This is a genomic window from Pseudomonas sp. LBUM1669 (genome assembly GCF_059695705.1).
The window spans coordinates 1261348-1275134 of the sequence record NZ_CP166784.1; the positions used below are offsets into that span (position 1 = coordinate 1261348).

The 13787-nt window shown below is 60.0% G+C and carries 13 protein-coding genes; 2 read left to right on the forward strand and 11 right to left on the reverse strand.

The genetic code is table 11. The features are described from left to right. Positions 1 to 50: 50 nt before the first annotated feature. From ACA051_RS05605 to plsB, 3 genes are all read right to left on the reverse strand, one after another. Positions 51 to 488 carry a YbaY family lipoprotein gene (locus tag ACA051_RS05605; RefSeq protein WP_497373813.1) on the reverse strand — a complete coding sequence of 146 codons (438 nt, stop codon included), beginning with the start codon at positions 486 to 488 and terminating at the stop codon, positions 51 to 53. 76 nt (positions 489 to 564) lie between these two features. Then, on the reverse strand, positions 565 to 1167 hold the full coding sequence (locus tag ACA051_RS05610) for a hypothetical protein (protein ID WP_497373815.1): 603 nt from the start codon (positions 1165 to 1167) through the stop codon (positions 565 to 567). Positions 1168 to 1276: 109 nt separating this feature from the next. After that, positions 1277 to 3760 (reverse strand): glycerol-3-phosphate 1-O-acyltransferase PlsB, encoded by a 2484-nt coding sequence (gene plsB, locus ACA051_RS05615; protein ID WP_497373817.1) that lies wholly within the window; start codon positions 3758 to 3760, stop codon positions 1277 to 1279. Positions 3761 to 3926: 166 nt separating this feature from the next. Between plsB and ACA051_RS05620 the strand changes: the two genes are divergently transcribed. Then, positions 3927 to 4136: a cold-shock protein gene (locus ACA051_RS05620; RefSeq protein ID WP_010462862.1), complete on the forward strand. Its 210-nt coding sequence runs from the start codon at positions 3927 to 3929 to the stop codon at positions 4134 to 4136. 119 nt (positions 4137 to 4255) lie between these two features. On the opposite strand, the gene ACA051_RS05625 is transcribed toward ACA051_RS05620, so the two are convergent. The 4 genes from ACA051_RS05625 to ACA051_RS05640 form a co-directional block, all read right to left on the reverse strand. Further along, positions 4256 to 4633: a hypothetical protein gene (locus tag ACA051_RS05625; protein ID WP_128872768.1), complete on the reverse strand. Its 378-nt coding sequence runs from the start codon at positions 4631 to 4633 to the stop codon at positions 4256 to 4258. 75 nt (positions 4634 to 4708) lie between these two features. Next, entirely contained in the window at positions 4709 to 5518 is an 810-nt protein-coding gene (locus ACA051_RS05630; RefSeq protein ID WP_497375507.1) for a putative RNA methyltransferase, read from the reverse strand. Further along, positions 5518 to 6669 (reverse strand): succinyl-diaminopimelate desuccinylase, encoded by a 1152-nt coding sequence (gene dapE, locus ACA051_RS05635; protein ID WP_497373819.1) that lies wholly within the window; start codon positions 6667 to 6669, stop codon positions 5518 to 5520. The genes ACA051_RS05630 and dapE overlap by 1 nt, the downstream gene beginning before the upstream one ends. 209 nt (positions 6670 to 6878) lie before the next feature. Next, entirely contained in the window at positions 6879 to 9470 is a 2592-nt protein-coding gene (locus tag ACA051_RS05640; protein WP_497308392.1) for a glycosyltransferase, read from the reverse strand. Positions 9471 to 9687: 217 nt separating this feature from the next. On the opposite strand from ACA051_RS05640, the gene tcdA reads away from it, so the two are divergent. After that, positions 9688 to 10500, forward strand: a complete 813-nt coding sequence (gene tcdA, locus ACA051_RS05645) for a tRNA cyclic N6-threonylcarbamoyladenosine(37) synthase TcdA (RefSeq protein ID WP_497373821.1) — start codon at positions 9688 to 9690, stop codon at positions 10498 to 10500. 89 nt (positions 10501 to 10589) lie between these two features. Here tcdA and ACA051_RS05650 read toward each other — a convergent pair whose 3' ends face one another. From ACA051_RS05650 to ACA051_RS05665, 4 genes are all read right to left on the reverse strand, one after another. Continuing rightward, complete coding sequence (locus ACA051_RS05650) at positions 10590 to 10994, reverse strand: SufE family protein (RefSeq protein ID WP_497297624.1); 405 nt, start codon at positions 10992 to 10994, stop codon at positions 10590 to 10592. Continuing rightward, positions 10991 to 12196, reverse strand: coding sequence for an aminotransferase class V-fold PLP-dependent enzyme (locus ACA051_RS05655; protein ID WP_497308396.1), 1206 nt, complete (start codon positions 12194 to 12196; stop codon positions 10991 to 10993). The genes ACA051_RS05650 and ACA051_RS05655 overlap by 4 nt, the downstream gene beginning before the upstream one ends. Before the next feature lie 157 nt (positions 12197 to 12353). Beyond that, complete coding sequence (gene dapD, locus ACA051_RS05660) at positions 12354 to 13388, reverse strand: 2,3,4,5-tetrahydropyridine-2,6-dicarboxylate N-succinyltransferase (RefSeq protein ID WP_497308398.1); 1035 nt, start codon at positions 13386 to 13388, stop codon at positions 12354 to 12356. 33 nt (positions 13389 to 13421) lie between these two features. Then, complete coding sequence (locus ACA051_RS05665) at positions 13422 to 13784, reverse strand: ArsC family reductase (RefSeq protein ID WP_497373823.1); 363 nt, start codon at positions 13782 to 13784, stop codon at positions 13422 to 13424. Positions 13785 to 13787: the final 3 nt, after the last annotated feature.

Genomic DNA, 13787 nt, shown 5'->3' on the forward strand with positions numbered 1-13787 from the left:
GAAGAAGGCCGGCGCCAACGACAATTTAACGGATTTTTTCAGCGCAGGGCTTAGAAGTTACGGTCTGGTTTTGTACGAACGTTGTGGACAATAACGTCCTCAGGGCGCAGGTGATCGACACCCAACTGCACTGCGTGATCTTCAGTGGTCGCGAAGATCACTTGTTCGGTTGTTTCGATCCGTGCACGGATTGCATAGCGGTGGTCAGGCAGGACATCGGCCATCTTGTACAGCAAGGTAAAGTCCAAACCCGTTGTTTCTGCGCAAGGGGTAACTTGCCGGGCGAGTTCTTTGGCAGGGGTATCTGCGCAGGTGACATCCAATAGATTGACGTGAAGTGTCGAGTTGGGTGGTAACTCAGTTCTCAGCAGATAGTGCACGGTGCCGCTGATGCTCTTTTGGTAGTCGTTGCTCACTTTGATTTCCTTATCGAATGCATCGTCGGAATGACGAGTCGTTAGCATATCCCCGACAGCAATAAACGCCATGTAGGGCATTTCCTGACTTGCTGAACGAATAGGTAGCGAGATAACGAGCGACGAAGATAAACGTGTTGGGGGGCTTTCAAACCTTGCTAAAGGGCTTCAATACAACGGATCCCGGATAGACCGCTATTGAATTCCGGTATTCGTTTTCAGTGGCGGTCAGGGTATAGCGCTTGCCGGGAACGACCGTGGCTGGATCGTATTCCAGATAAAACGCCTCCGCCATTTTTTCGCTGACATGGATTTGGGTGACGAGGGCGTGAGTGTCGTCATGCTCATGGGCGGCAACGGTGACGGCATGTTCGGGTTCGACCGCTCGGGGCGCTTGCGCCTGGATGTAGAGACGGCCAATGGGGCTCAGATGCAGGGTCTGTCGGTGCGGCGCACGATGGACAATCACGACGTAGTCCAGATCAATCAGCAAAGGAACTCCGTTATGGGTCATGTTGATCGTCACGAGGTATTTGACGCTGACATCGGAATAGTTGTGTGCAAACGAAAAGTTCCAGCGCCCGCTGCGCAGCATCGGTTCTCGCAATTGCGCTACGTTGAGCGGGGTAGCAGTGTTGGTAGTTTGAACGCTTATATAAGTTTCACCTTCGCCATCGCTGGGGGGCAGAAAGTCTTCAGGCAAACTAAACGTCAGGGTGATATAGGGGGTTGCGTTATCTGATTGGCTCATCGCGATATCCGTATCGAAATTAAATGGGCCTCTATTAATCCATAATTGACAGATTATAAGAACATCCTTGTTCCTATAGTCATTGTCAGGAAGTTACCGCCGGCTCCAACTAAGCCTGGTCCGCCGCATCTTCACTTCGATGCAACGCCACCTGACGGATCGACAAACGAATCTCCGCCGGCAACACCCGTTTGGCCGCGCCTTCCGCCAGTTCACCCAGCAGTTCGTGATAACTCAGCTTGCCGGCTTCGTCGCGCTTGAGTACGTCGAGATCCAGCATCGTCTGGATGAAGTGGCGGAACAGGCTCTTGTCGAAGAACTCCGGGGCATTCAGCCCGTGCAGGATCGACAGGCGCTGGGCCATGACAGTGCACAAGTCTTCAAGCTCTTCGGCGCTGATGCTGTTCTGGCCGCTGTTGAGCAGCAGGGACACGGTCATGTAGAAGCGTTGCAAGGTCTGGGCGATGCTCTTCGACAACAAGGTCAGCAACACAAAATGCCGTGAGCTTGGCGCCGGGCGCAGGTAGACGTCGTTCTCGAAACGCAGCAGACCTTGCTCGACGAACGCGTCGAGCCATTGATCGATCACGCCATCCAGCTCGTCCAGCGTCCAGCGGATAAACAGCTCCGATTGCAGGTACGGATACAGCGCGCGGGTGTAGCGCAGGATCTGTTCGCGGCTCATGCGCGAGGCGCTCTGGAAGAAACTCGCGAGCAAGGCGGGCAGGGCGAAGATGTGCAGCACGTTGTTGCGGTAGTAGGTCATGAGGACGGCGTTCTGCTCGTCCAGATACAGAATCTTGCCCAAGGCATCGCTTTGCTCGGACAACAGGTCCATGTCCTTCACATGCTCGATCAGTGCCCGGCCATCGCCTTCCGGCAGCGTGGTGTGCGGCGAGTACGGGACCTTGCGCAGCAGCGCCAGATATAAATCCAGTACCCGCGCCATAGCGCGATCATCCAGCGCCAGTCGGGTGGTGGACAGCAGCGCCAGGGCCACCAGGTTCACCGGGTTGATCGCCGCCGCTTCGTTCAGATGCTGTGCGACTTTCTCGCCGAGACGGTTGGTGGTTTCGTTGAGCCAGGCCGGTTTGAACTGTGGGCCGAGTTCCTGTTGGCGCCAGTCAGGTTGTTCGCTGTCGAGGAATTCCGCGAGTTTGATCGGCTCGCCGAAGTTCACCGCCACCTGGCCAAAACGCTGCTTGAGCGCGCCGATGACTTTGAAGATGTCGAAGATCGATTCTTTCTTTTTGCTCGCGCCACGCAATTCGCCGAGGTAAGTCCGGCCTTCCAGCACACGCTCGTAACCGATGTAGACCGGGATGAAAACGATCGGCATACGCGACGAACGCAAGAAGCTGCGCAGGGTGATCGCGAGCATCCCGGTTTTCGGTTGCAGCATGCGCCCGGTGCGCGAGCGGCCGCCTTCGACGAAGTACTCGACCGGGAAACCTTTGGTGAACAGGGTGTGCAGGTATTCGTTGAACACCGAGGTGTAGAGCGGGTTGCCCTTGAAGGTGCGGCGCATGAAGAACGCACCGCCACGCCGCAGCAGGCTGCCGATCACCGGCATGTTGAGGTTGATCCCGGCGGCGATGTGCGGCGGCGTCAGGCCGTTGCGGAACAGCAAATAGGACAGCAGCAGGTAGTCAATGTGGCTGCGGTGGCACGGCACGTAAATCACTTCGTGACCCTGGGCGGCCTTCTGCACGCCTTCGATGTGGTTCACCTTGATCCCGTCGTAGATCTTGTTCCAGAACCAGCTCAGCACCACTTCCAGAAAGCGGATCGCCGTGTAGGTGTAGTCCGAGGCGATCTCGTTGCCGTAGCGCAGGGCCTGGGCCTTGGCTTTCTCCGGAGAGATGTTTTCCCGTTCGGCTTCGTCGAGGATCGCTTGCTTGACCAGCGGCTGATTGAGCAGGCCCTTGACCAGGTTGCGACGGTGGGAAATGTCCGGGCCGATCACTGCGGCTTTCAGGTTGCGGAAGTGCACCCGCAGGATCCGCTGTGCCATGCGCACCGTGCGCTCGTGGCCTTTGTTGTGGTCGATCAGCTCTCGCAAGTGAATCGGTGCCGAGAACTGCACGCGGGTCTTGCGCCCCAGCACGATGACGCTCAGCAACCGACGCAGGCGACCGGTCACGGCCCAGCTGTCGGCGAAGAGCAGTTTCCACGGGCTCGATTCGCTGTCGGGTGACTGGCCCCAGAACACGCTGACCGGAATGATCTGCGCATCTTCGGCGGCGTTCTGGCTCAGGGCGCTGACCAGTCGGGTCAGGGTCGGCGGTGCGCCGCGTTTGTCCTGACGGCCGAGCCAATCGGGCTCCGGAGTCAGGTAGAAAAATGCGGCGGGTTCCACCAGATTACCCACAGACACAGGCAGCACCGGACGGGGTAGGCCGGCCTTGCCGCATTCGGTGTCGACCACGGCCAGGTCGGTCAGCGAAGGGTTTTGCAGGACGTAGAACACCGGACGACTGCGGTCGAGGTTGAGGGTGAACGACGACTGGTTGATCGTCTCCGAGCGAACCCAGAGATAGAGCAGTCGGCGCAGGGTGCCAAACACAAGACGGCGGAACGGGGAACGGGTCATACGGCTTCTGCGTGAGTGAGTAAAACCAAGCAATTGCTCGGGCGGCCGATAGTGTGCCGTATTCGCCGAAAATCGGCAAAAAAGCGCTCAACCAATCTGTAGTTGAGAGTTTTTGCGCCTGTCATATACTCGACCGCTCAAAATAAAAACAAGGGGGTAACGAGACATGGCTACGCGTGAAACCGGCAATGTGAAGTGGTTCAACGACGCCAAGGGCTACGGCTTCATTCAGCGCGAGGACGGGGTGGACGTGTTCGTGCACTACCGCGCGATCCGCGGTGAAGGGCACCGTTCGCTGGCTGAAGGTCAGCAGGTGGAATACGCCGTGGTGACCGGCGAGAAAGGGTTGCAGGCTGAGGATGTTGTAGGTCTGTAAACCCACCCTTCAGATCGCCCAAAATCCTGTAGGAGCGAGGCTTGCCCGCGAAGCTTTTAGCGCCAGTGATGACGCCTTCGCGGGCAAGCCTCGCTCCTACAGGTTTCGTGTGTGGCGGGTTAAGCAGTTTTCCAGGTGATTTCTTCTTCACCATCAGCGCTGATACGCATCCAGCGATCTGCGGTTTCTTCTCCTTCTTCCTCGACCCATGTACCCGGCGCGCAACGCACTTCGACATTCAGCGCGGCAAACGCGGCGCGGGCGCAAGCGATGTCGTCTTCCCACGGGGTCTGGTCACTGTCCAGGAACAGGCTGTTCCATTTACCGACGGCTTTCGGTAGCCAGGTCACGGGTACGTTGCCGGCCTTGCACTTGTAGGTCTGGCCCTTCTTGACCCATTCACTGCACTGGCCCAACGCTTCGCTAAGCCAGTCTGCGACGGCTTTGTAGTCGACGTCAGCGTCTTTCAGGTAAATCTCGATATCGGGTTGGCGCATGGATGTCCTCACTGCGGTCTTGAAAAATCCATTCGCGGATTTAGCCGGCCTTGAGCCATTGCTCAAGACCAAAAATTATTTAAGTACAAAATAATCGTAGCGCATCGACACGGTGACCTCGAACGGCTCGGCCTGTTCGATGACCGCCGCTCGGCGTTCGGCACTGGCACGCCAGCCGTGGGGCGTCATGGCAAGCAGGTTGGCGCGATCCTGACCCTTTGAAAGCGTCAGTTTGAATTCCAGGGTTTCGCTGTGTTGCAGCGCCATGCCTTCCGGCACCAGGGCCAGATGCTTGTCGTCGGTGTATTCACGGACTTCGTCGTACAGCCGCTCGCGCAATTCCATCAGGTGGCCGCTGGTCGGCCCGACTTTCATCAAGCCACCGCCAGGGCTGAGCAGGCGCTTGGCCTCTTCCCAGTCCAGCGGACTGAAGACGCTGGCGAGAAACTGGCAACTCCCCGAAGCCAACGGCACCCGGGCCATGCTGGCGATCAACCAGGTCAGTTGCGGGTTGCGTTTGCAGGCGCGTTTGACCGCTTCCCGGGAGATGTCCAGTGCGTAACCGTCAGAATTCGGCAAGGCCTCGGCGATTTGCGCGGTGTAGTAACCCTCGCCACAACCGATGTCCAGCCAGCGCTGGGGCGCGTATTGCGCCGCCAGTTCGGCCAGGCGCTTGGCCACCGGCGCGTAATGGCCGGCGTTCAGAAAGTCGCGACGGGCCTCGACCATGGCGAGGTTATCCCCAGGGTCGCGGCTGTTCTTGTGCTGCACCGGCAGCAGGTTCAGGTAACCCTGCCGCGCACGGTCGAAACGATGCCCGGCGGGGCAGGCCACGCCGTTGTCCACCGCGTTCAGCGGTTCGCTGCAGATCGGGCAGGCGAGCATCAAGCGAGCAACTTGATCAGGGTCTGGTAGTAGATTTCGGTCAGCACGTCGAGGTCGGCTGCGAGCACGCGCTCGTTGACCTGGTGGATCGTTGCGTTGACCGGGCCCAGTTCGACCACTTGCGTGCCCATGGTTGCGATGAAGCGCCCGTCGGAGGTGCCGCCGCTGGTGGACGCCTTGGTTTCACGCCCGGTGATGTCCTTGATGCTCGATGCCACGGCATCCAGCAACGCGCCCGGCTCGGTCAGGAACGGCAGGCCGGACAACGCCCAGTCGATGTGCCAGTCCAGGCCATGTTTGTCGAGGATGTCGGCGACGCGCTTTTGCAGGCCTTCAACGGTGGATTCGGTGGAGAAGCGCAAGTTGAACACCGCCACCAGATCGCCCGGAATCACGTTGGTCGCGCCAGTGCCGGAATTGACGTTGGAGATCTGGAAACTGGTCGGTGGGAAGAAATCGTTGCCGTGGTCCCAATGCTCGGCGGCCAGTTCGGCCAGCGCCGGGGCGGCGAGGTGGATCGGGTTCTTGGCGAGGTGTGGATACGCCACGTGACCCTGCACGCCGCGCACGGTCAGTTTGGCGCCGAGGGAGCCGCGACGGCCATTCTTGACCACATCACCCACCAACGTGGTGCTCGACGGTTCGCCGACGATGCACCAGTCCAGACGCTCCTTACGGGCGGCAAGGCGTTCGATCACAGCTTTGGTGCCGTGGTGCGCCGGGCCTTCTTCATCGCTGGTGATCAGGAACGCGACCTTGCCCTTGTGGTCCGGGTAATCGGCGACAAAGCGCTCGGCGGCCACGGTCATGGAAGCGAGGCTGCCTTTCATGTCAGCCGCGCCACGGCCGCAGAGCATGCCGTGTTCGTCGATCAGCGCGTTGAACGGGTCGACCTGCCAGGCGGACACCGGGCCGGTCGGCACCACGTCGGTGTGACCGGCGAAGCACAGCACCGGGCCGTCGTGTTGGCCGTGGGTCGCCCAGAAGTTATCCACATCTTCGATGCGCATCGGCTCCAGGGTGAAACCGGCATCGCCCAGGCGCTGCATCATCTGCTTCTGGCAATCGGCGTCGACCGGCGTCACGGACGGACGGCGGATCAGGTCGATGGCGAGTTGAAGGGTCGGCGAAAGGTCGGCGTGGGCCGTCATGGAAAACTCCGGAAGCTTTTGTAGGGGCGAGCGATGCGGCGATCCGACTTGCCCGCGAAGAACGATAATGAGGTGTATCTGTTACACCGAGTCGCATCATTCGCGGGCAAGCCTCGCTCCTACAGGAATTGAGGCAAGGCGCGCAAAATGGCGGTTATCTTAAAGCAAAACGGCGACCATTGGCCGCCGTTTAGTGCATCTGCACAGATTTAGACTGCCGGTACCGTCTCGGCCTCAGGTGCCGGTTTCGGCAGCGAAGACAGGAACGCCATGATCAGCGCCGCCAGGTACGGTAGCGACTGCACCAGCAACATGGTCACCCAGAAGCGCATGTCGTTGCTCGGCATGCCGTTCACCAGGTAAATCCCCAGCGCCGCGCCCCACAACAGCAACATGATGAACACTTCTTCGCGCGCCTCCGAAATCGCCACCCAGAAGCCGTGGTTATCGGCGTTCTTCGGTGTGCGGAAAAACGGAATGCTGCTGGTGAAGAAGCCGTACAGCACTGCTTTGGCGATGGTGTGCGACAGCGCCAGCCCGGCCAGTGCCGCGCAGAACGCATCCTTGAGGTTGACCCCGACCGCACGGCGGTACAGGAAGATGATCTTGCCCACCTTGAACACGAACAGCGCCAGTGGCGGGATCGCGAAAATCAGCAACGGCGGATCGACCCGCTGCGGCACGATGATCATCGCCGCCGACCACAACAAGGCGCCCACGGTGAAGAAGATGTTCATGCCGTCCGCCACCCACGGCAACCAGCCCGCGAGGAAGTGGTAACGCTGGCCACGGGTTAGTTCGCTGCCCTTGCCGCGAAGCAAACTGGTGGTGTGACGCTTGATGATCTGAATCGCACCATAGGCCCAGCGGAACCGCTGTTTCTTGAAGTCGATAAAGGTATCGGGCATCAGACCTTTGCCGTAGCTGGTGTGGTAATACGCCGCCGACAGGCCTTTTTCGAACACGCGCAGGCCCAGCTCGGCGTCTTCACAGATGCACCAGTCGGCCCAGCCCAGTTCTTCGAGTACCGAACGCCGGGTCATGGTCATGGTGCCGTGCTGGATGATCGCGTCACGGTCGTTGCGGGTGACCATGCCGATGTGGAAGAAGCCTTTGTATTCCGCGTAGCAGAGCTTCTTGAAGGTGCTTTCGTTCTGGTCGCGGTAATCCTGCGGCGACTGCACCACAGCGATTTTCGGGTCGGCGAAGTGCGGCACCATGTGCTTGAGCCAGTTGGGGTCGACGCAGTAGTCCGAGTCGATCACCGCAATCACTTCGGCATCTTTGGCGGTGTGCGGAATCAGGTAATTCAGCGCGCCGCCCTTGAAGCCGGCCAGTGGTGCGACGTGGAAGAACTTGAAGCGCGGGCCCAGGGTTTCGCAATAATCGCGCACTGGCTCCCAGACCGCCGGGTCCTTGGTGTTGTTGTCGATGATCAGGACTTCAAAGTCCGGATAGTCGAGGTTGGCCAAGGCGTTGAGGGTCTGTTTGACCATCTCCGGCGGCTCGTTGTAGCACGGGACATGGATCGACACTTTCGGTCGGTAGTCCGAATCGCCCACCACCGGCAGGAATTCGCGCCGACGCTTGTGGGTCCAGACCGCTTCGGCCAGTTCATGCGCCTCGGTCAGCAGTACGATAAAGACCCCGAGTGCGCCAAGGGCGAGGAGGAAACCGACCGTCAGGCTGAACCAGGTGCTGTATTGCAGGCTGTAGTCGTAACCGATCCACACCAGCACCGATCCGCAGAGGAAGGCAATAAAGGTCAGGAAGGTACGGCCGCGTTGGCGCAGGGCCGAGCCGTCGATCATCAGCAGGGTCAGGGACAGCAGCGCAAGGACCACCGAACCGACCGCCAGCACGCGCCATTGCGGAATCGCGACGACCGGGCCTTCGAAGTTGAATTTTTGCTGACGCGCGGCGTTGAAAACACCCCAGTAAGCGCCCACCGAACCTTCGTCGCTGGCCTTCCACGGTTGGTCAAACGCTTCGATCACGAAGTAGTTGAAGCCCTGGCGATTGAGCTTGTTGACCAGCGTGCGCAGGTAAATCGCCTGGTCTGCCGGCGACGCATCGGCGCCACCACGCATACGGCCGTTGCTCGGCCAGCCGACTTCCGACAGCAGCAGCGGCTTTTTCGGGAACATCTTTTTCAGATCACGGGCACGATCGAGTACGAACTGTCCCGCCTGCTCCATCGGCACATGTTCCCAGTACGGCAGGACGTGGGCGGCGATCAGGTCGACGTGCTTGGCCAGGCTCGGGTTTTCTTCCCAGACGTGCCATTGCTCGGACGTGGTTACCGGCACTTTCACCGCGGCGCGAACGCGATCCAGAATAACGCTGAGTTCTGCGGCGGTAATTTCCTTACGGAAGATCGCCTCGTTGCCGACCACCACGCGAACCACACTGCGCGAGCTGTTGGCGATCTCGATGGCGCGGGTGATTTCGCGCTCGTTGCGCACCTCGTCCGGGCTGATCCAGATACCGAGGGTCACCCGCAGGCCGAATTCTTCGGCCAGTTTGGGAATGTCTTCCAGGGAACCATCGACCGAGTAAGTACGGATGTTGTCCGTCAGCTTGCTCATGATCTCCAGGTCGCGACGCATTTCATCGTCGGTCGGGTACTGCTCTTTCTGCGGATACTGGCCTTGCTGGAACGGCGAGTACGAGAAGCCGGAGATCTGTTCGGGCCAGTTGGGGGCGGTGACCGGGCGATTGATCAGCGCCCAGAAGCCGGTAAACAAGGCTGCGATGGCAAGCACCACGACCAGGTTGAGTCCAAATTTACGCGATGACATAGCTATTTCAGGTTCCAAAGGCTGTGGAACGAAGGACCGGTCGGCGAGTGCCAAGGGGCGCGCATCCTACACCGGGCATTCCCTGAGCGTATAGCTGACAGGGAAATGCCCTACGTTTGGCAATCCCGTTTCGCATAAGTTCTTACACTTGTCGCGGGAACTTAGATCTTGTCGCTGTCTAGCCCTATAATGCGCGCCGGTTTTTGGGGTAATGGTCATGAGTACAGAAGATCCGCGGTTTGCAGGCATCGCCCGTTTGTATGGCATCGACGGCCTGGCGCGCCTGCGCGCGGCCCATGTGGCCATCGTCGGCGTCGGTGGCGTCGGTTCCTGGGCAGCGGAGGCCATTGCCCGTTGTGGCGTCGGCGAGATTTCGCTGTTTGACCTGGATGACGTCTGCGTCAGCAACGCCAACCGTCAGTTGCACGCGCTGGACAGCACCGTCGGCAAACCCAAGGTCGAGGTGATGGCCGAGCGCTTGCGCGGGATCAACCCGGACTGCACGGTGCACGCGGTGGCGGATTTCGTGACACGCGAGACCATGGCCGAGTACATCACGCCGAACATCGACTGCGTGATCGATTGCATCGACAGCGTGAATGCGAAGGCGGCGCTGATTGCCTGGTGCAAACGCCGCAAGATCCAGATCATCACCACCGGCGGGGCGGGCGGGCAGATCGACCCGACACTGATCCAGGTCTGCGACTTGAACCGCACCTTCAATGACCCGTTGGCGTCGAAAGTGCGCTCGACCCTACGCCGGGATTACGGCTTCTCGCGCACCGTGACGCGTCATTACAGCGTGCCGTGCGTGTTTTCCACCGAACAACTGCGCTACCCGAAACCGGATGGCAGCATCTGTTTGCAGAAGAGTTTTGTCGGCGATGGCGTGAAGCTCGACTGCGCTGGCGGGTTTGGCGCGGTGATGATGGTGACGGCGACGTTCGGCATGGTCGCGGCGACCAAGGCTGTGGATAAGATCGTGGCGGGTGTGCGGCGGCCGGCGGACCGGGTCAAGCCTGAGGTTTGAGTGGTGGGGCTGATGGCCTCATCGCGAGCAGGCTCGCTCCCACAGGGGATTGCATTCCAATGTGAGAGCGAACTTGCTCGCGAAAGCGGTTAACCAGCCAACTCATTCATCCGCTGTAGCACGGCATTGAGGCCATTGCTGCGCGAAGGTGACAGTTGCCGCGAAAGCCCCAGCTGATTGAACCACTCCGGCAAATCCACCTGCCGCAACTCATCCGCCGACAACCCATTGACCCGTGCCAGCAGCAACGCCACCAACCCACGGATCAACCGCGCATCGCTGCTCGCTGCAAACTGCCAGTGACCGTCATTCAATGAACCCACCAGCCACACCTGACTTTCACAGCCATGCACGCGGTTGGCGTCGACTTTATCGACATCACTCAAGGCAGGCAGACGGTCGCCCCATTGCATCAGCAGCCGCGCCCGCTGTTCCCAGCCCGCAGCATTTTGAAAGGTTTCGAGTGCGATAACGGCGTCGGCCGGTAAACTCATCGCAACAGCTCCAGCGCCTGATCCAGCGCTTCAAAGAACCGCTCCAGGTCTTCGGAATCGTTGTACAGCGCCAACGACACCCGGATGGCCCCGGCCAGTTCAAAGCTCTTGAGCAACGGCATCGCACAATGATGACCGGCGCGCACGGCGATGCCCTGTTCGGTCAGCAAATGCGCCAGGTCAGCGTTATGCACACCCTCGACGACAAAACTCGCCAACGCCAATTGCGGTTTGCCCAGCAGCCGTATGCCGTTGCGCGCTTCAAGGCCCTTCAACAGATAGTCATGCAGCGCCGCTTCATGGGCCGAGACCGCGTCCTGATCGAGGCCCGCGAGGTAATCCAGCGTCGCCCCAAGACCGATCACACTCGATATCGGCGGCGTTCCGGCCTCAAACCCCAGTGGCGTGGGGCGAAAGCGTGCGCTGTGGTAATCCGCATCCAGCACCATTTCACCGCCGAACTGCCAATGACGCAGTTGCTTGAGCGCTTCATGGCGACCGAACAGCACGCCCAGACCGTCGGGGCCATAGAGCTTGTGGCTGGAGAACACATAAAAGTCGCAACCCAGAGCCTGCACGTCATGGCGACCATGAACCACGCCTTGCGCGCCATCGACCACGGTCAACGCGTCGTGCGCCTTGGCCATTGCCAGCAAGGCGGGCAACGGCTGCCAGGCGCCGAGCACGTTCGACAGCTGACTGACCGCCAGCAAGCGGGTTCGTGGACCGATCAATTGCGCGGCAGCGTCGAGGTCGATCAAACCGTCAGCCTCCAGCGGCAGGATCACCAGTTTCAAGTTGCGACGCTGCGCCAGTTGCTGCCACGGCAGCAGGTTGGCGTGATGCTCCAGGGCGCTGATGACAATCTCATCGCCCGGATTGAATACGTGCTCAAGGCCATAGGCCAGGAGGTTCAGCGCTGAGGTCGCGCCGTGGGTAAAGATGATCTGCCCGCATTCGCCGGCATTCAGCCACTGCGCGACTTTGCTGCGGCTGGCCTCGAACGCCTGGGTGGCATGGGCGCCGGGCAAGTGTTGCGCCCGATGCACGTTGGCCGCGCCATTGGCGTAGTAATGCGCCAAAGCGTCCAGCAGGGCTTGAGGTTTTTGTGTGGTGGCGGCGTTGTCCAGATAGGTCTGGTCTTGCCGTTGCAGCGCGGCGATGGCCGGGAAGTCGGCGCGCCAGGGAGAGGGAATCATCATGCTATCGGGCCCTGGTCAACATGGGCGGGTGTACGCCTGACCTGATGGTCGGGTCTACGCCGAACCTGTAGGAGCGAAGCTTGCTCGCGAAGCTTTTGGCGGCCTCAAGGGCCTTCGCGAGCAAGCTTCGCTCCTACAGGTGATCGTGTGACGCTGCTTAGTTGTGAGCGTGCAGCGCTTCGTTCAGCTCGATCGCCGATTTGTGGGTTTTGCATTCCACGGCACCGGTTTCCGAATTGCGGCGGAACAGCAGGTCAGGCTGACCAGCCAGTTCACGGGCCTTCACGACTTTCACCAGCTGGTTTTTTTCATCCAGCAGCGCGACTTTGGTGCCGGCGGTCACGTACAGGCCCGACTCGACGGTATTGCGGTCGCCCAATGGAATGCCGATACCGGCGTTCGCGCCGATCAGGCAGCCTTCGCCGACCTTGATCACGATGTTGCCGCCGCCCGACAAGGTGCCCATGGTCGAGCAACCGCCGCCCAGGTCCGAACCCTTGCCGACGAAGACGCCAGCGGAAACGCGGCCTTCGATCATGCCCGGGCCTTCGGTGCCGGCGTTGAAGTTGACGAAACCTTCGTGCATCACGGTGGTGCCTTCGCCGACGTAGGCGCCCAGACGAATACGTGCCGCGTCAGCGATACGCACGCCGGCCGGAACCACGTAGTCGGTCATTTTCGGGAATTTGTCTACCGAGAACACTTCCAGTAGCTCGCCGCGCAGACGGGCTTCGAGTTGATGTTCGGCCAGTTCGGCCAGGTCGATGGCGCCCTGGCTGGTCCAGGCCACGTTCGGCAGCAGCGGGAACACGCCCGCCAGGTTCAGGCCGTGCGGCTTGACCAGACGATGGGACAGCAAATGCAGCTTGAGGTACGCCTCAGGCGTGGAGGTCAGCTGGGCGTCTTCAGCCAGAAGGGTCGCGACCAGCGGCTTGTGGCTCTCGGCCAGACGGGTCAACAGTGCGGCTTGTGCAGAGTCGACGCCTTTCAACGCTTCAGCCAGTTGCGAGGCCTGAGCGGTGCTGAATGCGATGGCCTGATTGCCTTCGGTGTAGCCCAGAACCGGCGCGATGGCCGCGACCAGTTCGGCCGACGGGTTAAGCAGTGGCTGTGCGTAAAACACTTCCAGCCATGCGCCTTGACGGTTTTGAGTGCCGACACCAAAGGCCAGGCTGAACAGGGTAGTGGACATGTAAATACCTCTAACAAAATTGAACGGGCAGGCTTACTTGAGCGCCGCCGCGTAGATATCTGGCTTGAAGCCAATCAGGGTTCGGTCACCGAGATCGAGCACCGGGCGCTTGATCATCGAGGGTTGTGCGAGCATCAGTTCGATCGCTTTCGCTTGGTCGAGATCGGCTTTGCGTTCGTCGTCGAGCTTGCGAAAGGTCGTGCCTGCGCGGTTCAACACCACTTGCCAGCCGTGATCGTCGCACCATTGGGTCAGGTGTTCACGGTCGATTCCGGCCGTCTTGTAATCATGGAAGTCATAGCTGACAGCGTGTTCATCGAGCCAGGTGCGCGCCTTTTTCATGGTGTCGCAGGCTTTGATACCGTAAATCTGTAAGTGCTTGATTTTAATGGACATATT

Bases quoted from the DNA above. Each gene is read 5' to 3' on its own strand.
- ACA051_RS05605 (WP_497373813.1), bottom strand. From the start codon at position 488: ATGGCGTTTATTGCTGTCGGGGATATGCTAACGACTCGTCATTCCGAC.
- ACA051_RS05610 (WP_497373815.1), bottom strand. From the start codon at position 1,167: ATGAGCCAATCAGATAACGCAACCCCCTATATCACCCTGACGTTTAGT.
- plsB (WP_497373817.1), bottom strand. From the start codon at position 3,760: ATGACCCGTTCCCCGTTCCGCCGTCTTGTGTTTGGCACCCTGCGCCGA.
- ACA051_RS05620 (WP_010462862.1), top strand. From the start codon at position 3,927: ATGGCTACGCGTGAAACCGGCAATGTGAAGTGGTTCAACGACGCCAAG.
- ACA051_RS05625 (WP_128872768.1), bottom strand. From the start codon at position 4,633: ATGCGCCAACCCGATATCGAGATTTACCTGAAAGACGCTGACGTCGAC.
- ACA051_RS05630 (WP_497375507.1), bottom strand. From the start codon at position 5,518: ATGCTCGCCTGCCCGATCTGCAGCGAACCGCTGAACGCGGTGGACAAC.
- dapE (WP_497373819.1), bottom strand. From the start codon at position 6,669: ATGACGGCCCACGCCGACCTTTCGCCGACCCTTCAACTCGCCATCGAC.
- ACA051_RS05640 (WP_497308392.1), bottom strand. From the start codon at position 9,470: ATGTCATCGCGTAAATTTGGACTCAACCTGGTCGTGGTGCTTGCCATC.
- tcdA (WP_497373821.1), top strand. From the start codon at position 9,688: ATGAGTACAGAAGATCCGCGGTTTGCAGGCATCGCCCGTTTGTATGGC.
- ACA051_RS05650 (WP_497297624.1), bottom strand. From the start codon at position 10,994: ATGAGTTTACCGGCCGACGCCGTTATCGCACTCGAAACCTTTCAAAAT.
- ACA051_RS05655 (WP_497308396.1), bottom strand. From the start codon at position 12,196: ATGATGATTCCCTCTCCCTGGCGCGCCGACTTCCCGGCCATCGCCGCG.
- dapD (WP_497308398.1), bottom strand. From the start codon at position 13,388: ATGTCCACTACCCTGTTCAGCCTGGCCTTTGGTGTCGGCACTCAAAAC.
- ACA051_RS05665 (WP_497373823.1), bottom strand. From the start codon at position 13,784: ATGTCCATTAAAATCAAGCACTTACAGATTTACGGTATCAAAGCCTGC.